This window comes from Novosphingobium sp. THN1 (assembly GCF_003454795.1).
In the GTDB taxonomy this organism is placed as follows: Bacteria; Pseudomonadota; Alphaproteobacteria; order Sphingomonadales; family Sphingomonadaceae; genus Novosphingobium.
The window spans coordinates 1,622,996-1,638,124 of record NZ_CP028347.1 but is presented as its reverse complement, the minus strand read 5'-3'; the positions used below and the strand labels follow the sequence as shown (position 1 = coordinate 1,638,124).

The window sequence follows — 15,129 nt, the reverse complement described above, 5'->3', positions numbered from 1 at the left end:
TATTCTCAGGTGACGCCGGCAGGAGGGCGAGCACAGACAAGGACCTATTGATACCATGCCGCACCCGGACTCAACGCCTGCGGCATCGCATATGGCTGATCAGACCTGCGAATGACCGGGATCAGGATGAAGTTGGCCATGATGGCAGTTCTGGTTCTGGCCGCAGCCTTGCGCCTTCAGCACATCGATTTTGGTCTGCCCGCGCTCAACGATGCCGACGAACTGATGTTCGAGATGGGCGCCATCCGCATGCTGCGCACCGGCACGCTCAATCCCGGATGGTTCGGCCATCCTGCCACAACCACGATGTATGTTCTCGCGCTGGTCGACGTGCTCGTGTTCGGTGCGGGCTACGTCACCGGTCATTTCGCATCGCCCGCGGCCTTTGCCGACGCGGTCTTTGCCGATCCGACCTTGATCATCTTGCCGGGACGCATCGCCATGGCCGGGTTCGGAGTGCTCAGCGCCTGGCTGACCATGCGCCTCGCTTCCGAGCTTCTCGATGGCAAGGCAGCGCTGGGTGCGGGCCTCGTCCTTGCGGTCAGCCCTCTGGCGGTGACCTGGGCGCAAGTCATCAGGTCTGACATCATGGCGACAAGCTTTCTGCTTGCCTGCCTGATTGCCACTGCACGCTTTGCCCGCGAGGCCTCGAAAAGCCGCTTCGTGTGGGCCACGGTCTGGCTGGCGCTGGCCATCGCCACCAAATGGCCGTTTGCGCTGGGCGCCCTGGCGATGGTCGCGGTGCTGCTCGATCGCTGGAGGAAAGATGAGGCTACCATGCGCGAGAGCCTCGCCAGTCTAGCGGTGTTCGGCGCGCTGACCATCGCACTGCTGCTGCTGATTTCCCCCTACCTTGTGCTGGATCACGAAACGCTTTGGCGCAACCTGCAGGGCGAGGCGCAGGCGCATCACCTTGGCGCAACCGGTGGCCCTCCCTGGCAGAACCTAGCGTGGTATGGGCAGGGTCCGGTCCTGACAGGTCTTGGCCTGGCGGGATTGCTGCTCGCAATCTGGGGCCTGTGGCTGATCGCGCGCCTCGGGCTGGCGGCAAGAGTGCTGCTGCCGGTGCTGCTGGGCTTCATCGTGGTATTGGCAGCGCAACGTCTGGTGTGGGACCGCTGGGCCTTGCCGTTGCTGCCGCTCATGGCGATTGCCATCGGTGCAGCCACAAGCTGGATCACAAACCGGGCAGCCGCGCGTGGATCCTGGGCCCAAAGGCTCGCTCCTGCCGCCGTTCTCGCAGGGGTTGCCCTTCCCTTGGCCGCAGCCTCGCTCGATCGAACTGCGGCGCGGGCGCAGGACACGCGCCAGGCTGCCTCTGCCTGGGCGCTGGCCAACATTCCGCCCGGCTCCACGGTGCTTATCGAACAGTTCGCCTTTGACCTGCAGGGTGCACCATGGCGCATCCTGTTTCCGATGGGCGATGCAGGCTGCGTCGATGCCAAAGCCATGCTGGCGGGCAAGATCGACTATGCCACGATCGAGTCCGCGCGGGGATCACGCGCCATCGTCGATTACGGCACACTTGCGCCTGAACGCGCCGGCTCCTGCGCAGCCGATTATGCGATCATCGCACAGTATGATCGCTACGCAGCCGAGAGCGATCGCTTCCGCGACGAAATGCGAATGTACCAGACGCTATTGCAAAAGGGACAGGAGCGGATCGTGCTTCGCCCGCAAGAAAATGCGCCAAGAAGCGGCCCGGTGGTCAGAATTATTAGCTTCTAAATGAAGGTAACTTTTCGCTTCTTCTCCAAAATGGACGCGAATGGCCGCGCTTTTGGCAAACCTAAGTAATAATGAGGAGTGGTTGGGGCGACGCCCTTATATCATACAATCATTCTGGGGTATACTTTGACCAAAGCGGTCATTCTGGCAGGCGGTCTGGGGACTCGCCTTGGCGAAGAAACGTCTGTTCGCCCAAAACCAATGGTCGAAGTCGGCGGATTTCCGATAATCTGGCACATCATGAAAATATACGCTGCCCATGGCGTGACTGATTTCGTGATATGCCTTGGTTACAAGGGATACGTCATCAAGGAGTTCTTCGCGAATTACTTCCTGCATTCGGCCGATGTAACCATTGATCTGTCGCGAAATGCCATCGAAGTCCACCAGGCCAAGTGCGAGCCATGGAAGGTGACGCTGGTCGAAACCGGTGCCGAAGCGCAGACCGGCGGCCGCCTGCGCGCGGTCCGCTCCCACCTCGATGATGAGCCGTTCTGCTTCACTTATGGCGATGGCGTTGCCGATATCGACGTGACCGCCGAACTCGCCTTCCACCGCGCCCACGGCCGCAAGGCGACCATCGCGGCTGTCGCCCCTCCCGGGCGGTTCGGCGCGCTGGAGTTCGATGGTGACAAGGTGGTCGACTTCAAGGAAAAGCCCGCTGGCGACGGCGGGCTGATCAACGGCGGCTTCTTTGTCCTCGATCCATCGGTCATCGATCTGATCCCCGGCGCCGACACAATCTGGGAAAGTGGCCCGCTGGAAACACTCGCTCGGCAGGGCGAACTCGTCGCCTTCAGGCACAGCGGGTTCTGGCAACCCATGGATACCCTGCGCGACAAGCAATTGCTTGACCGCCTCTGGGCCGAAGGTTCCGCGCCCTGGAAGTGCTGGTAAGCATGGCGCACCAACACGATCCCGCTTTCTGGGCAGGACGCCGGGTCCTGCTGACCGGTCACACCGGTTTCAAGGGCAGCTGGCTATGTTTGTGGCTCACGCAAATGGGCGCCAAGGTCACTGGCCTGTCACTTCCGGCCGAAGAGACGAGCCTGTTCCGCCAGGCACGGATCGATGCGCTGGTCGACCATATCGAAGGCGACATTCGCGATCTGCCCACGTGCGTGGCTGCGGTCGAACGGAGCGATCCCGAAGTCGTATTCCACATGGCCGCGCAACCTCTGGTCCGCCTGTCGTATGATATGCCGGTCGAGACGTTTGCAACCAACGTCCAGGGTACGGTGCACGTGCTCGAAGCGTGCAGACGGGCAAAGGCCCTGCGGGCGATCGTCTGCATCACTTCGGACAAGGCCTACGAGAACCGCGAATGGCTCTGGCCCTATCGCGAAAACGATCCGATGGGGGGCACGATCCCTATTCCGCCAGCAAAGGCGCGGCAGAGATCGTGATCTCCGCCTATCGCCGCAGCTTCTTCTCGGCCGAAGGGGCAGCTGGTCTTGCCTCGGTCCGCGCCGGCAACGTCATCGGCGGGGCGACTGGGCACAGGATCGCCTGATCCCGGACATCGTCCGCGCGTTGATCGCCGGTGCGCGCCCGTTGATTCGCAACCCTCATGCCATCCGCCCGTGGCAACACGTACTGGAAGCTCTCGGCGGTTACCTGATGATTGCCGAAGCGCTAGCTTCTGGGAAGTCCTGGGCGGCCGAGGGCTGGAACTTCGGCCCGGCGGATGACGACACTCGGCCGGTTGACTGGATTGCCGACAGGATGACCGCAGCGTGGGGCACGTCCGGCTGGGACCGTCCGGAAACTGCGGCCAACCTGCACGAAGCGCACAATCTCAGGCTCGATTGCGCAAAGGCGCGCAGCGTCCTCGGCTGGCGGCCGACCTGGCGGCTCGACGAAGCGCTGCAGCGCATCGTCTCCTGGCACCAGACCGTGGATCGCGGCGACTGCGCCAGAGCCACTTCGCTTGGCCAGCTCACCGAATACCGCGAAAAATTCCAGCAATTCCAATCAGGCCCAACAATTCCAATCAGGCAGTGCATGACATGACAACCGACACCCTTCCCCGCGCTGCCGACGTTCAGGCCGTGGCCGCCCATGCCGACGAAGCCGAGCTGCGCCAGCTGATCTTGAGCCTTTCTGGCGAATATGCCCGCCGTTTCCACGGCCCTCGCCCCTTCGTGCCGGGACAGAGCCCAGTGCCGGTGTCCGGCAAGGTCGTGGGCGAAAGCGAGATGCGCAACCTGGTCGACGCCAGCCTCGACATGTGGCTGACGACAGGGCGCTACAATGCGCTTTTCGAGGAACAGCTGGCCAAACGCATGGGCGTAGCCCACGCGCTCACCACCAATTCCGGCTCGTCGGCAAACCTTCTCGCGCTGGCCGCGCTCACGTCGCACTACCATCGCAGCGAAGCGCTGAAGGCTGGTGACGAAGTCATCACCGTCGCCACCGGCTTTCCCACGACGGTCAATCCCTCGCTGCAATACGGGCTCGTGCCCGTGTTCGTCGACGTCGACATCCCGACCTACAACATCAAGCCGGAAATGATCGAAGCTGCGGTCTCGGAAAAGACCCGCGCGATCATGATCGCCCACACGCTGGGCAGCCCGTTCGACCTTGCCGAGGTGATGCGCGTTGCCGAGAAGTACAACCTCTGGGTGGTCGAGGACACCTGCGACGCGCTTGGCGCCACTTATGACGACAAGCCGGTCGGAACCTTTGGCCATCTCGGTACGCTGTCGTTCTACCCTGCCCACCACATCACCATGGGCGAAGGCGGCGCTGTGTTCACCGACAAGCCGCGCCTCAAGCGCGTGGTCGAATCCATCCGCGACTGGGGCCGGGATTGCTGGTGCGCGCCCGGTCAGGACAACACCTGTGGCAAGCGCTTTGCCCGTCGCCTCGGCACCCTGCCGCACGGCTATGACCACAAGTACACGTACGGCCATGTCGGCTATAACCTGAAGATTACCGACATGCAGGCTGCCGTGGGCCTCGCCCAGCTTGCCCAGGTCGATGATTTCATTGCCGCGCGCAGTCGCAACTTTGCCAAGCTGATCGAACTGATGCGCCCGCTCGAGGATGTCTTCATCCTTCCGGAGGCCACCCCGCGCAGCAAGCCAAGCTGGTTCGGCTTCCCGCTGACGATCCGCCCCGAAAGCGGCCTGAACCGCGAAGAGCTCGTCCAGTACCTCAATGACAAGCAGGTCGGCACGCGCCTGCTGTTTGGCGGCAACCTGCTGCATCAGCCCTACATGAAGGGGCGCAATGTTCGTGTCGTTGGCGACCTTGCCAACGCCGATCTCGTGACGACCAACACCTTCTGGATTGGTCTCTATCCGGGTCTTACCGAAGACCATCTTTCCTACAGCGTCGAAATGCTCGCCAATTTCGTCAACGGCAAGCGCTGATCTGTTGGTTAAAAGGACAGGATGACAAGATGAATACTTACGAAAAGCAAATGCTTGCCATTCTCGAAAAGGGTCGGAAAGATCTCGGTTTCGTTGCGGTCAAGGCGGAATTCGAAGCCGAAGGCACACGCTCCGATGAATTCCTTCGCCTGCTCGAACTGGCGCGCCGCGCAGGACTCAAGGTGGCACTGAAGATCGGCGGGTGCGAGGCCATCCGCGATCTTATCGAAGCCCGCCAGTACGGCGTCGACATGATCATCGCCCCGATGGTCGAAACGCCCTATGCGCTCAGCAAGTTCATCGCTGCCAAGAACAAGGTGTTTCCGGCAAAGGAGCAGGAGGACATGTCCTTCCTGTTCAACGTCGAAACTGCGGCAACGTTCGAGCATCTCGAGGAACTTGGCGGCGTGGCGCAGGCAGGCAAGGTCGGCTTCGTCTTCGGCCGCGTGGATTTTGCAGGCTCGCTCGGCCAGGATCGCGGCTTCGTGAATTCACCGGACATGGCGGCCTACGTCAACCGCGTGGCGCAGGAAGCGCGCATTCGCGGCATCGAACTGGTCGTGGGCGGCGGTGTCAGCCCGGATTCGATCCCGCTTCTTTCGGGCGCGCGTCGCCACCGGCTTGACCGCTTCGAGACCCGCAAGGTTGTGTTCGATTCCATCGTGGCCGATGATGGCCGTGCCCAGGCCGGCATGGAACTTGCGATCGAGTTCGAACTGCTCTGGCTGAAGAACAAGCGCGATTTCTATCGCGGCATCGCCGAGGAGGACGCCGCCCGCATCGAAATGATGGAAGCCCGCCAGAAGGTGTCGGCCCGCACGGCGGAAGCAGCCTGACCCCATGGCGCAGACTATTCGTGTTGCAGACCTGATCGCGCGTCTGCTCGTCCAGCATGGCATCAGCGATTGCTTCATGCTGACGGGCGGAGGTGCCATGCACCTGAACGATGCGTTCGGCCGGGAAGCGGGCCTGCGCAAGATCTTCTCCCACCACGAACAGGCCTGCGCCATTGCCGCGGAAAGCTACGGGCGTCTCACCGGACGCCCCGCCCTGGTCAACGTGACGACCGGTCCGGGCGGCGTGAACGCCCTTAACGGCGTATATGGCGCCTATGTCGATTCCGTCCCGATGATCGTCGTTTCGGGGCAGGTGAAGCGCGAGACCATCGCGGGTAACTATCCGCAGATTCCCCTGCGCCAGCTTGGCGATCAGGAAGTCGACATCATCGCGATGGCGCGCCCGATTACCAAGTACGCCGTATTGCTGCAGGACCCGCAAGACACGCGCCGGGTGGTCGAACGCGCCATTCACCTCGCCCGAAGGGGCAGGCCCGGCCCGGTTTGGATCGACGTACCGATCGACGTTCAGGCAGCCCCGGTAGATCCCGAAGCCTTGGCAGGTTATGATCCTGCGTCCGACGAAGGTCTGGCCGACCTTCCGAGCAATACCGATGCAGAGGCCGGCGCTCTCGAAGGCACTGACCTTGAAGCAGAAGTCGGCGCTTTGCTGGCAGAGATCACGGCAGCCGAACGCCCGGTCGTGTTCGTGGGCGCCGGTGTCCGCCTGTCAGGCACGCATGCCGCGTTTCTCGAATTCGTCGAACGTCTCGGTGCCCCGGTCGTGACCGGCTGGAACGCGCACGACGCCTTGCCGGATGCGCACCCGCTTTATGTCGGGCGGCCCGGCAGCGTGGGCGATCGTGGCGGCAACTTCGCGGTCCAGGCGGCAGACTACGTCCTCGTACTCGGCAGCCGCCTCAATGTCCGCCAGATCAGCTATAACTGGGGCAGCTTTGCCCGCAATGCACGGGTGGCCATGGTCGACATCGACAGCGCCGAACTCGCCAAGCCGACGCTGCGCCTTCACCGACCGATTCATGCTGACCTGCGAGCCTTCTTCGCCGCGGCACGGTCCATGCCCATTCCAGCGGCTGGCGAAGCGCACAGGGCAGCCTATCTCGCCCGCAGTCGCGAACGCTCTGCGCGATACCCCGCCGTGCTGGATTCGATGCGCTCAAGCGAGGGACCAAGCAACCCTTACGTGTTTGCCGAAGCCCTGTTCGAGGAACTGGACGAGGGTGACATCATCGTCACCGGTGACGGTACGGCCTGCGTCACGATTTTCCAGGCGGCACGCATCAAGGCCGGCCAGCGGCTCTACACCAACTCCGGCTGCGCCAGCATGGGTTACGATCTTCCCGCAGCGATCGGTGCATACTTCGGGGCCGCAGCCATGGGTGGCGCACCCAAGCGGATCGTCTGCCTTGCCGGTGACGGTTCGATCATGATGAACCTGCAGGAATTGCAGACGATCGTCGGCGCAAATCTGCCAATCAAGATTTTCGTCCTCAATAATGACGGCTACCATTCGATCCGCCAGTCCCAGGTTGCGCACTTCAGCGGCTTTTCGGTTGGTTGCGGGCCAGACAGCGGCCTGACATTCCCCGACTTCGCAAGACTGGCCGATGGTTTCGGACTTCCCGCACGCAAGGCCTGCCGCGATGGTGAGCTGCATTCGGCCATTCGGGCGACGCTGGATGGTCCGGGGCCCCAGCTGTGCGAAGTGATGATAGACAAGGGTCAGCAGTTCGAACCCAAGCTGTCCAGCCGCCGCCTGGCCGATGGCTCGATGGTATCGCCGCCGCTGGAAGACCTTTCGCCTTTCCTCAGCGATGCCGAACTGGCAGAGGCCATGAGCCCCTGCGCCATCCTGAGATAGGCCATGGCGGGGGTGCAGAAATCGCTGATCTTCGACCTCGACGGCACGCTCGTCGATAGTTGCGCGATATGCGTCGAGATTCTCGACGACATGCTGCGCGACCGTGGCAGCGATCTCGTCATCGACCCGGAGTTTGCCCGGCCGTGGATGAGCGAAGGCGGTCCCCGCATGGTCGCCGCGCTGCTCGGGAGCGCCTGTGCCGATCCCGACGAGGAAATAGCCGAGTTCCGCGCGCGATATGCCACCAAGCGAACTGCGCGCAACTCGCTCTTCGCCGATGTCGAGAAAGGTCTGATCGACCTGCGCGAGGCGGGTTTCACGCTGGCAATCTGCTCGAACAAGCCACAGCCACTCGTCGACCAGGTCCTCGCCGACACCGATCTGGCGCACCTGTTCTCTTCGGTCGTGGGCGGACGCCCGGGGATTCCGTCCAAACCTGCACCCGATCTTCTCGAAGCGGTCCTTGAGGAACTGCAGGTTCGGCCGCGCGATTGCCTGTTCATTGGCGACAGCGAAATCGATCACGCCGTGGCCGACTGCCTCGGCATTCCGTTCATGTTCCTCACCCACGGCTACGCAAAAGCTGACTACATCCCCGACCCCGACCGCAGCTTTGACCGGTTCGGAGACCTTGCCTCCACCATTCTGGCAGGCGTCCATGCTTGATCCGATCGTGGCGGAAGCTCTGCGCCGGGACGGGCATCGGATCGTCATCACCGGTTCGGGTGGATGGATCGGCCTTGCGCTGCTCGATCTGCTGAACGCCGCGCTTGGTCCTGACGCTCTGCGCGCCCGGGTCCGCGCTTTCGGATCGAGCGCCAGAGAATTGACACTGGCTGACGGCAGCACTCTGCCGCAAGCCGCGCTTTCTTCCATTGCCAACCTCCCCCATGCCCTGACCTGGGTATTTCACACCGCCTTCCTGACCAAGGACCGCGCGTCGGTGATGGACGAGCGTGATTACGCCGCGGCCAATCGCGCCATCACCGGACAAGTGCTTGACGCACTGGACGCGATCGGCACCACCGGTCTGTTCGTTGCCTCGTCAGGCGCCGCCGCAAAAGCGGAAGACGGCAGCGCCCAAGGTGCGCTCGAACTCTACGGGCAGCTCAAGCTCGAAGAGGAAGAGCGCTTCGGCAAATGGGCACAGGATCGTCAGGCCACGGCCGCCATCGTGCGCATCTATGCCTTGCTCGGCCCCCGCATCAACAAGCCCGAAGCCTATGCCATCGCCAGCTTTATCCTTGACGCGCTGGCAGGCAGGCCGATCGCAGTGCGCAGTCCCCGCCAAGTCGTCCGGGCCTACGCCAGCTTGCGCGAACTGCTGAGCCTGGTCCTCGCCACAATGCTGCGCGGGCAGGGCGTATCGCGGTTCGACAGCGGTGGAGAGCCGATGGAGCTGGGGGACGTTGCCCGGCTCGTCGCCAGCCTGATGCCGGGAGGCAGCGTCGAGCGTGCGGCGATCACCGCGCCCCATGCCGACATCTATCACGGGGACGGCGCACGCTACGATGCCCTTCTCCGGACGCACAGGATCGCCCGCGTGCCGCTGCTTCAGGGCATCAGAGAAACGATGGACTGGCTCGGACAGTCGCACCCCAAGGCCATTGTTCCCGGCGTGCCGGCTCCAGCCTGATCGAGAAAAGAAGACGTCATGCCTATCACCCCCTCCCCCGCTCGCACCGCGCCTTTCGCGCGGGCCATTGTTCCCGCCCTCGCCGGGGGCTTGCTGGCCTTTGCCATGCCCGCACTTGCGCAGCAGGAATCGCAACAGAACTCGCAGCAGAATGGGCAGCGTGACAGCAGCGACAGCGAAAGCGCAAATACCTCGACCCTGTTCACGCCGCTCGACATCACGCCATCGGCAAGAAGCAGTACCGAGCGCGACGTTACCGCCGAAGGCTCGTCCGGTTCCGGCACCGACAAGGCCGCCCGCGTAACATCGGGCGGCGATACCGAACGCCCCGAACCGAAGCTGAGCGAATTCGAACAGTTCCTCGCCAGCATGGCCGGCCGCAAGGTGCCGCGCTTCGGCGCTGATCTGCTGGTGCCAAGTGCCACCGATTACTCCGTGCCCTCGGCCCTCGTCATTCCGCCCGATTATCCCATCGGCGTGGGCGATGTCATTGCAATCAACCTGACCGGATCGGTCGTCGGCAGCGCCGAATTCCCGGTCGACGCCAACGGGCGCATCTTTCTCCCGAACATTGGCGAGGTCAGCCTCATCGGGGTGCGCTATCGCGATCTCAAGCGGCACGTCTCGCAGGCGATCGGCGCGCAATATCGCGGCTACGACGTGTCTGTCAGCATCAAGAAGCTCCACGGCATCCGGGTGTTCGTGACAGGCTTCGCGCAGAAACCGGGCGTCTACACCGTGAATTCCCTGTCTACGCTGCTCGGTGCTCTGGTCGCTGCGGGCGGCCCCAATGCGGGCGGCAGCCTGCGCAGCGTCAAGCTCTACCGCAACGGGCAGGAAGTGCAGGATTTCGATCTCTACGACATCCTGCGCAAGGGCGATCGTTCACGCGATCCGATCCTGCGCAACGAGGATGTGCTGTTCGTGCCCGCAGTCGGCAAGCAGGTCGCGGTGATCGGCAGCGCCAACGAGGAAGCGATCTACGAACTGCGCGGGCAGGAGACGCTGGAGGATCTTCTGGCCTACGCCGGCGGCCCGAACCAGCTGGCCGATCCCGATCGTGTCATCCTCTACCGCCTTGCAGACCGCGACAGCGTCGGCAGCCGCGAGCTGCCTCGCGCCCAGCTCGCCCTCTCCCCGGCCGAGGGCGGCGACGTTCTCCAGATCCTCGCCAAGGGCAGCCTCGCCCGCCCCATAGAAAAGCAGTCCGTCCTCGTGCGGCTCGAGGGCGAGGTTCAGCGGCCTGGAAACTACTTCGTCGCCCCCGGCACATCGGTCAGCGAAGTCGTCCGCCTTGCCGGCGGCTTCACCAGCCGGGCATTCGTCTATGGAACGGTGTTCAGCCGCGCCACGGTCCGCGAGCAACAGCGCGAAAGCTTCAGGGCTGCGGTCGAACAGCTTGAACAGATGGTCAATGCCGCCGCCCTCACCGGCTATGCCTCGCAAAGCCAGCCTGACCGTGAAGCGCAACTGGCATCGGCCAGGGCCCTGCTGCAAAGAATGCGCACCGCAGAACCCGATGGGCGCTTGGTGATGAACATCACGCCGACCGCGACGAGCCTGCCCGAAACGGTCGTCCTCGAAAACAACGATCGCATCATCGTTCCGCCGCGCGTCGATACCGTGGGCGTATTCGGCGCGGTTTACCGGCCGGCCTCGTTCCTGCTCGATCCGGCACGCAGCGGCAAGGTGAAGGACTATCTCGAAGCGGCCGGCGGCGTCCAGCGCTCGGCCGACAAGGGCGCGATCTTCGTTGTCCACGCCAATGGCGCAGTGGAGACCAAACGCAAGGGCGCGCTCGACAGCACGGCGTTGCCGGGTGACGTGCTGTTCGTGCCGGTTCGAACGCAATCGTCCACGCTGCTGGCCAAGATCAAGGACATTACCCAGATCATCTTCCAGGCCGGCATCAGTGCCGCAGCCCTTGCGGCGATCAAGTGATGACACCGCGCAAGAGCCTTGTCGGCAGCCTCGTGCACGGGCGTATCATCGGCAACGACCGCGTCCGTCGCACCGGTCTTGCTGTCGCGCTGGTGATCTGTGCCGTGTTGACGGTTTACCCGCAGAACTACCGCGCTGCGGTAAGCCTGACGCCAAGCGATCCCTCCACGCTCGGCCTTTCGGGTACGCTCAGCCAGCTTGGTGCCGGCGCCAACATCTTCGGCAACCAGACGGCGATCGAAGTCAGCCTGAAGGTTGCGCGCAGCGTCTATGTCCGCCAGCTCGTCGCCCGGCGCGTCAAGCTGGGTGAGCGGCTTGGCCTGAACGAGACGCAAGGCCTGCGCTGGCTCGAAAAGAACGTCGACGTACGCATCATGCGCGGCGGGATCATCGAGATCGAAATGGTCCGTCGTGACGGTGATTTCGCGCGCGATGTGGTCGCAACTTATGCCGATGCGGTACGCGAGCAGCTTGGCGTGATCTCGCGCGAGCAAACCGCCTACAAGCGCCGCATTCTGGAACAATTGGTCGATCAGGCAGCGCAGCGGCTGGATCGGGCACAGGCCGAATTCGATACCTTCCGCCTCAACACGCGCTATGGCGATCCTCAGTCGGCGGTGCAGGAAGTGGCCAAGAAAGTCCCTGCGCTCGATGCGCAGATCGAGGCCAAGCAGTCCGAACTCAATGCGCTCCGCCGTTTTGCCACGGACCAGAACATTCTCGTTCAGCGCGCCCAGGTTGAACTGCAGGAACTGCTGCGGCGTCGCGCGCTTGCAGCCGAACCCCAGCCGCAACAGCGCGGCTCGGTCGGGCAGGTGGTCCAGGAATCGACCAAGGGCCTCAGGCTGCGGCGCGAGCTTGATGTCGCCCAGTCGCTCTACGACAACTACAAGCGCTTCCTGCAGGGCACGTCGGTCGAGGACCTGACTTCCACTGCCAACATCCGCATTCTCGAACCGGCCTATGTCGATCCGGACCGCCAGTACAACCTCCCTGCCCTGGCGATCGGGCTGCTCCTGTTGCTGCTCGGGCTGGCCGTGGAATTCTACAAGCTGCGTCCTCCCCCGGGAGAGCCGCGAAAGGCCGTGCAATGACCTGCGCCAGCACCGCCCCGACACGCGCTCTCGTTTCGGCAGATGCCACCGGGATCGAGGACATCTCGGTCGTGATCCCGTGCTACAACGAGGAACTCAACGCCGAAGCCATTGCCGCGGCGGTCATCGACGAGCTTGAGAAGACCGGAGCCAGCTTCGAAATCCTGTTCATCGACAATTGCTCCACCGACCGCACGGTGCCGATCATCCGGGAAATGTGCGCGCGCGATCCGCGCATCCGCCTGATCGTCAACACCCGCAATTTCGGGCAGATGCGCTCGCCCACGCATGGGATCTTCGCCGCGCGCGGGCGGGCTGTCATCGGCATGTGCGCCGATTTCCAGGATTCGCCTGCCCTGCTTCCTCAGTTCGTGGAACGCTGGCGAGCAGGCGTGGACATCGTACTGGGCGTCCGCGAAGCCGAGGATTCCGGAACCGTGCTACGCGCGGTGCGTGGCCTGTCCTACTGGCTCGCCAAGAACTTCGGCGATTTCCAGACCATTCCCAATGCCACCGGCTTTGGTCTCTACAGCCGCCGCGTCGTCGATGCGATCAAGGCGCTGAATGAGCCTGAACCGTTCTATCGCGGGCTGCTGGTAGAAACGGGCTTCCCGCTTGAAACGATCGGCTATGTCCGCCCGCCCCGGGCGCGTGGCGCATCGAAGAACAACTTCTTCACTCTGCTCGACTTCGCGGTAACGGGGTTGACCGGCTCGTCCAAGCGTCTCCTGCGCGTGCCGCTTTACTTCGGAGTGGTCGGCATCGTGATCGCCTTGGCCATGCTGGTCGGCGCAGGCATCGCCTTCTTTACCGGTCGCCCCATCGCCGGGTGGCTGATCGGCAGCGTGATGCAGGCGCAGGTTTCGCTGATCTTCGGCTTCCTTGGGCTTATGGGAGACCATGTTCGTCAGATTTCGGAGCGAACCCGGGCAGCCCCGCTCGTCCACGAACGGGAACGCTACAATTTCCCGCAAGATTACTGACATGCCGCGCGCGGGCATGGTTGAGATTGTGCGCTATCTGGTTGCCGGAGCGATGAACACCGCCTTCGGCTTCGGCATCTATGCCGCTCTGGTATGGCTGGGCCTCGATCGGTATCTGGCGCAGGCCATCGGGTACGTCCTTGGCACCGCGTTCAACTATGTCACCTACTCGCGCGGCGTGTTCATCGGCAGCGGCCCGGCAAAACTCCGCTTCGTGGCTTCATACCTCGGCAACTACATCGTCAACCTGCTCGTCCTGCGCCTGGCTTCGCAATACATACCCAACCCCTATGCTGCAGGCGCGGCAACCACCGCCTTCGGTGTCATCCTGAACTATCTCGTCCTCAAGCGCTGGGTCTTCCGGCCCTCGGCCTCCTGATCATGGCCAGACGCGCAGGGCTCCGCTTCGAATGGGCGATGGCCGCGCTCATTGCCGCGATGACCGTGTGGAACATGTGGCACCTCGTCACGCGGGGCTATCTACCGCAGCCGTTCTTCTATGAATCGTCCGACACCTGGATGGACTGGTTCAACACCGCATGGTGGGCGCACGACCGCGGCATCTACGATAGCTGGGCCTCGATCTACCCGCCGATTTCGTTCGTCGTCCTGCGCCCCCTCGGCCTCGCATCCTGCTATGCGCAGACGACGGCCGGGCTCGAGGTCCGCACGTGTGACTGGCTCGGCATCGCCGCGATCCATGGCTTCTATCTTCTGGATATCGTCCTTTGCGCATTGGCATTTGCCAAGCTGGACCGGCGCACCGCCATACCGCGGTCCTTTGCGCTCACCGCGGGCATGCCGCTGCTTTATGGCCTGGAGCGCGGCAATCTCATCCTGCTGGCCTTTGCCTGCATGATCCTGGCCTTTGGCCCGTTGCTGAAGTCGGCCCGCCTGCGGTGGCTGAGCCTTGCCGTGGCGATCAATCTCAAGGTCTATCTGGTGGCAGCCCTGGCGGCACAACTGCTGCGTCGCCGCTGGCGCTGGTTCGAAGGCGGCGCAATCGCCTTTGTCGCTGTCTACCTCGCCTCCTTTGCCATGCTCGGCATCGGCACGCCCGGCGAGATCGTCCGCAACATCACGGCCTTCTCTGGCGGCTTCAATGCCGCAAGCGTCCTTGATGTCTGGTATCCGGTGACGTTCATCCCGATGAAGTCGCTGCTGAACAGCACCGATTTCCCGATCACTGCACTGATCGGTTCGCAGCTGGTCGAGACCGGCGATCCGATCATTTCCCTGATTCTTCGCCTGGGTCAGGCCAGCATGGTGCTCGGTGCCGCCGCCATCTGGTTCCGCCCACAGGCGGTGCCGGCTCACCGGGCCACGCTGCTGGCCGTCAGCCTCGCCCTGATCACTTCGGAAGCCGGCGGCTACACCCCCGCCCTGATACTGCTGTTCGTGATGATGGAGCGCTGGGAAGGCTGGCTGCGCCCCGCCGCCATCGTCATCGCCTATGTCCTGTCACTTCCCGGAGAGATCGTCTTTTCGACCATCCCTTCGATGATCCAGGACAGCTTCTTTGCCGGGCACACCGTCACCGTCCAGCACGGCATCGGGCTCGGCATGTTCATCCGGCCGATCCTGAACATCCTGGCCCCAGCCTGCTGGCGTGGCACACCATCGCGCTCGTCTGGCGCGCCGTGATGGAGGAC

General features: G+C 63.3%; 14 protein-coding genes. All 14 read left to right on the top strand.

Annotation, left to right across the window (positions count from 1 at the left end):
* The first annotated feature begins 111 nt into the window (after positions 1-111).
* The 14 genes from C7W88_RS08100 to C7W88_RS08040 all read left to right on the top strand — a co-directional run bounded on the left by C7W88_RS08100 (position 112) and on the right by C7W88_RS08040 (position 15,121).
* On the top strand, positions 112-1,728 hold the full coding sequence (locus C7W88_RS08100; RefSeq protein WP_118073160.1) for a glycosyltransferase family 39 protein: 1,617 nt from the start codon (positions 112-114) through the stop codon (positions 1,726-1,728).
* A gap of 141 nt (positions 1,729-1,869) precedes the next feature.
* Entirely contained in the window at positions 1,870-2,625 is a 756-nt protein-coding gene (rfbF, locus tag C7W88_RS08095) for a glucose-1-phosphate cytidylyltransferase (protein WP_305036990.1), read from the top strand.
* Between the two features lie 2 nt (positions 2,626-2,627).
* On the top strand, positions 2,628-3,134 hold the full coding sequence (locus tag C7W88_RS23615; protein ID WP_240344885.1) for a GDP-mannose 4,6-dehydratase: 507 nt from the start codon (positions 2,628-2,630) through the stop codon (positions 3,132-3,134).
* A gap of 148 nt (positions 3,135-3,282) precedes the next feature.
* Complete coding sequence (locus C7W88_RS23610; RefSeq protein ID WP_240344884.1) at positions 3,283-3,741, top strand: hypothetical protein; 459 nt, start codon at positions 3,283-3,285, stop codon at positions 3,739-3,741.
* A complete protein-coding gene (gene rfbH, locus C7W88_RS08085; RefSeq protein WP_118073159.1) occupies positions 3,738-5,105 on the top strand; it encodes a lipopolysaccharide biosynthesis protein RfbH in 1,368 nt (455 codons plus the stop codon). Before C7W88_RS23610 ends, rfbH begins: the two co-directional genes overlap by 4 nt.
* Positions 5,106-5,134: 29 nt before the next feature.
* Complete coding sequence (locus tag C7W88_RS08080; RefSeq protein ID WP_118073158.1) at positions 5,135-5,941, top strand: aldolase/citrate lyase family protein; 807 nt, start codon at positions 5,135-5,137, stop codon at positions 5,939-5,941.
* Between the two features lie 4 nt (positions 5,942-5,945).
* Positions 5,946-7,823 carry a thiamine pyrophosphate-binding protein gene (locus C7W88_RS08075; protein WP_118073157.1) on the top strand — a complete coding sequence of 626 codons (1,878 nt, stop codon included), beginning with the start codon at positions 5,946-5,948 and terminating at the stop codon, positions 7,821-7,823.
* A 3-nt stretch (positions 7,824-7,826) separates the two neighbouring features.
* Positions 7,827-8,489, top strand: coding sequence for an HAD family hydrolase (locus tag C7W88_RS08070; RefSeq protein ID WP_118073156.1), 663 nt, complete (start codon positions 7,827-7,829; stop codon positions 8,487-8,489).
* The gene (locus C7W88_RS08065) at positions 8,482-9,459 is read left to right on the top strand and encodes an NAD(P)-dependent oxidoreductase (protein WP_118073155.1); all 978 of its coding nucleotides are present in this window, start codon (positions 8,482-8,484) and stop codon (positions 9,457-9,459) included. Before C7W88_RS08070 ends, C7W88_RS08065 begins: the two co-directional genes overlap by 8 nt.
* Before the next feature lie 18 nt (positions 9,460-9,477).
* Positions 9,478-11,400: an SLBB domain-containing protein gene (locus C7W88_RS08060; protein WP_118073154.1), complete on the top strand. Its 1,923-nt coding sequence runs from the start codon at positions 9,478-9,480 to the stop codon at positions 11,398-11,400.
* Positions 11,400-12,494: a hypothetical protein gene (locus tag C7W88_RS08055; RefSeq protein WP_118073153.1), complete on the top strand. Its 1,095-nt coding sequence runs from the start codon at positions 11,400-11,402 to the stop codon at positions 12,492-12,494. Before C7W88_RS08060 ends, C7W88_RS08055 begins: the two co-directional genes overlap by 1 nt.
* Positions 12,491-13,477 carry a glycosyltransferase family 2 protein gene (locus tag C7W88_RS08050; protein ID WP_118073152.1) on the top strand — a complete coding sequence of 329 codons (987 nt, stop codon included), beginning with the start codon at positions 12,491-12,493 and terminating at the stop codon, positions 13,475-13,477. Before C7W88_RS08055 ends, C7W88_RS08050 begins: the two co-directional genes overlap by 4 nt.
* Before the next feature lie 16 nt (positions 13,478-13,493).
* The gene (locus tag C7W88_RS08045; protein WP_162895957.1) at positions 13,494-13,856 is read left to right on the top strand and encodes a GtrA family protein; all 363 of its coding nucleotides are present in this window, start codon (positions 13,494-13,496) and stop codon (positions 13,854-13,856) included.
* Between the two features lie 38 nt (positions 13,857-13,894).
* Positions 13,895-15,121: a glycosyltransferase 87 family protein gene (locus C7W88_RS08040; RefSeq protein WP_162895956.1), complete on the top strand. Its 1,227-nt coding sequence runs from the start codon at positions 13,895-13,897 to the stop codon at positions 15,119-15,121.
* Positions 15,122-15,129 lie beyond the last annotated feature (8 nt).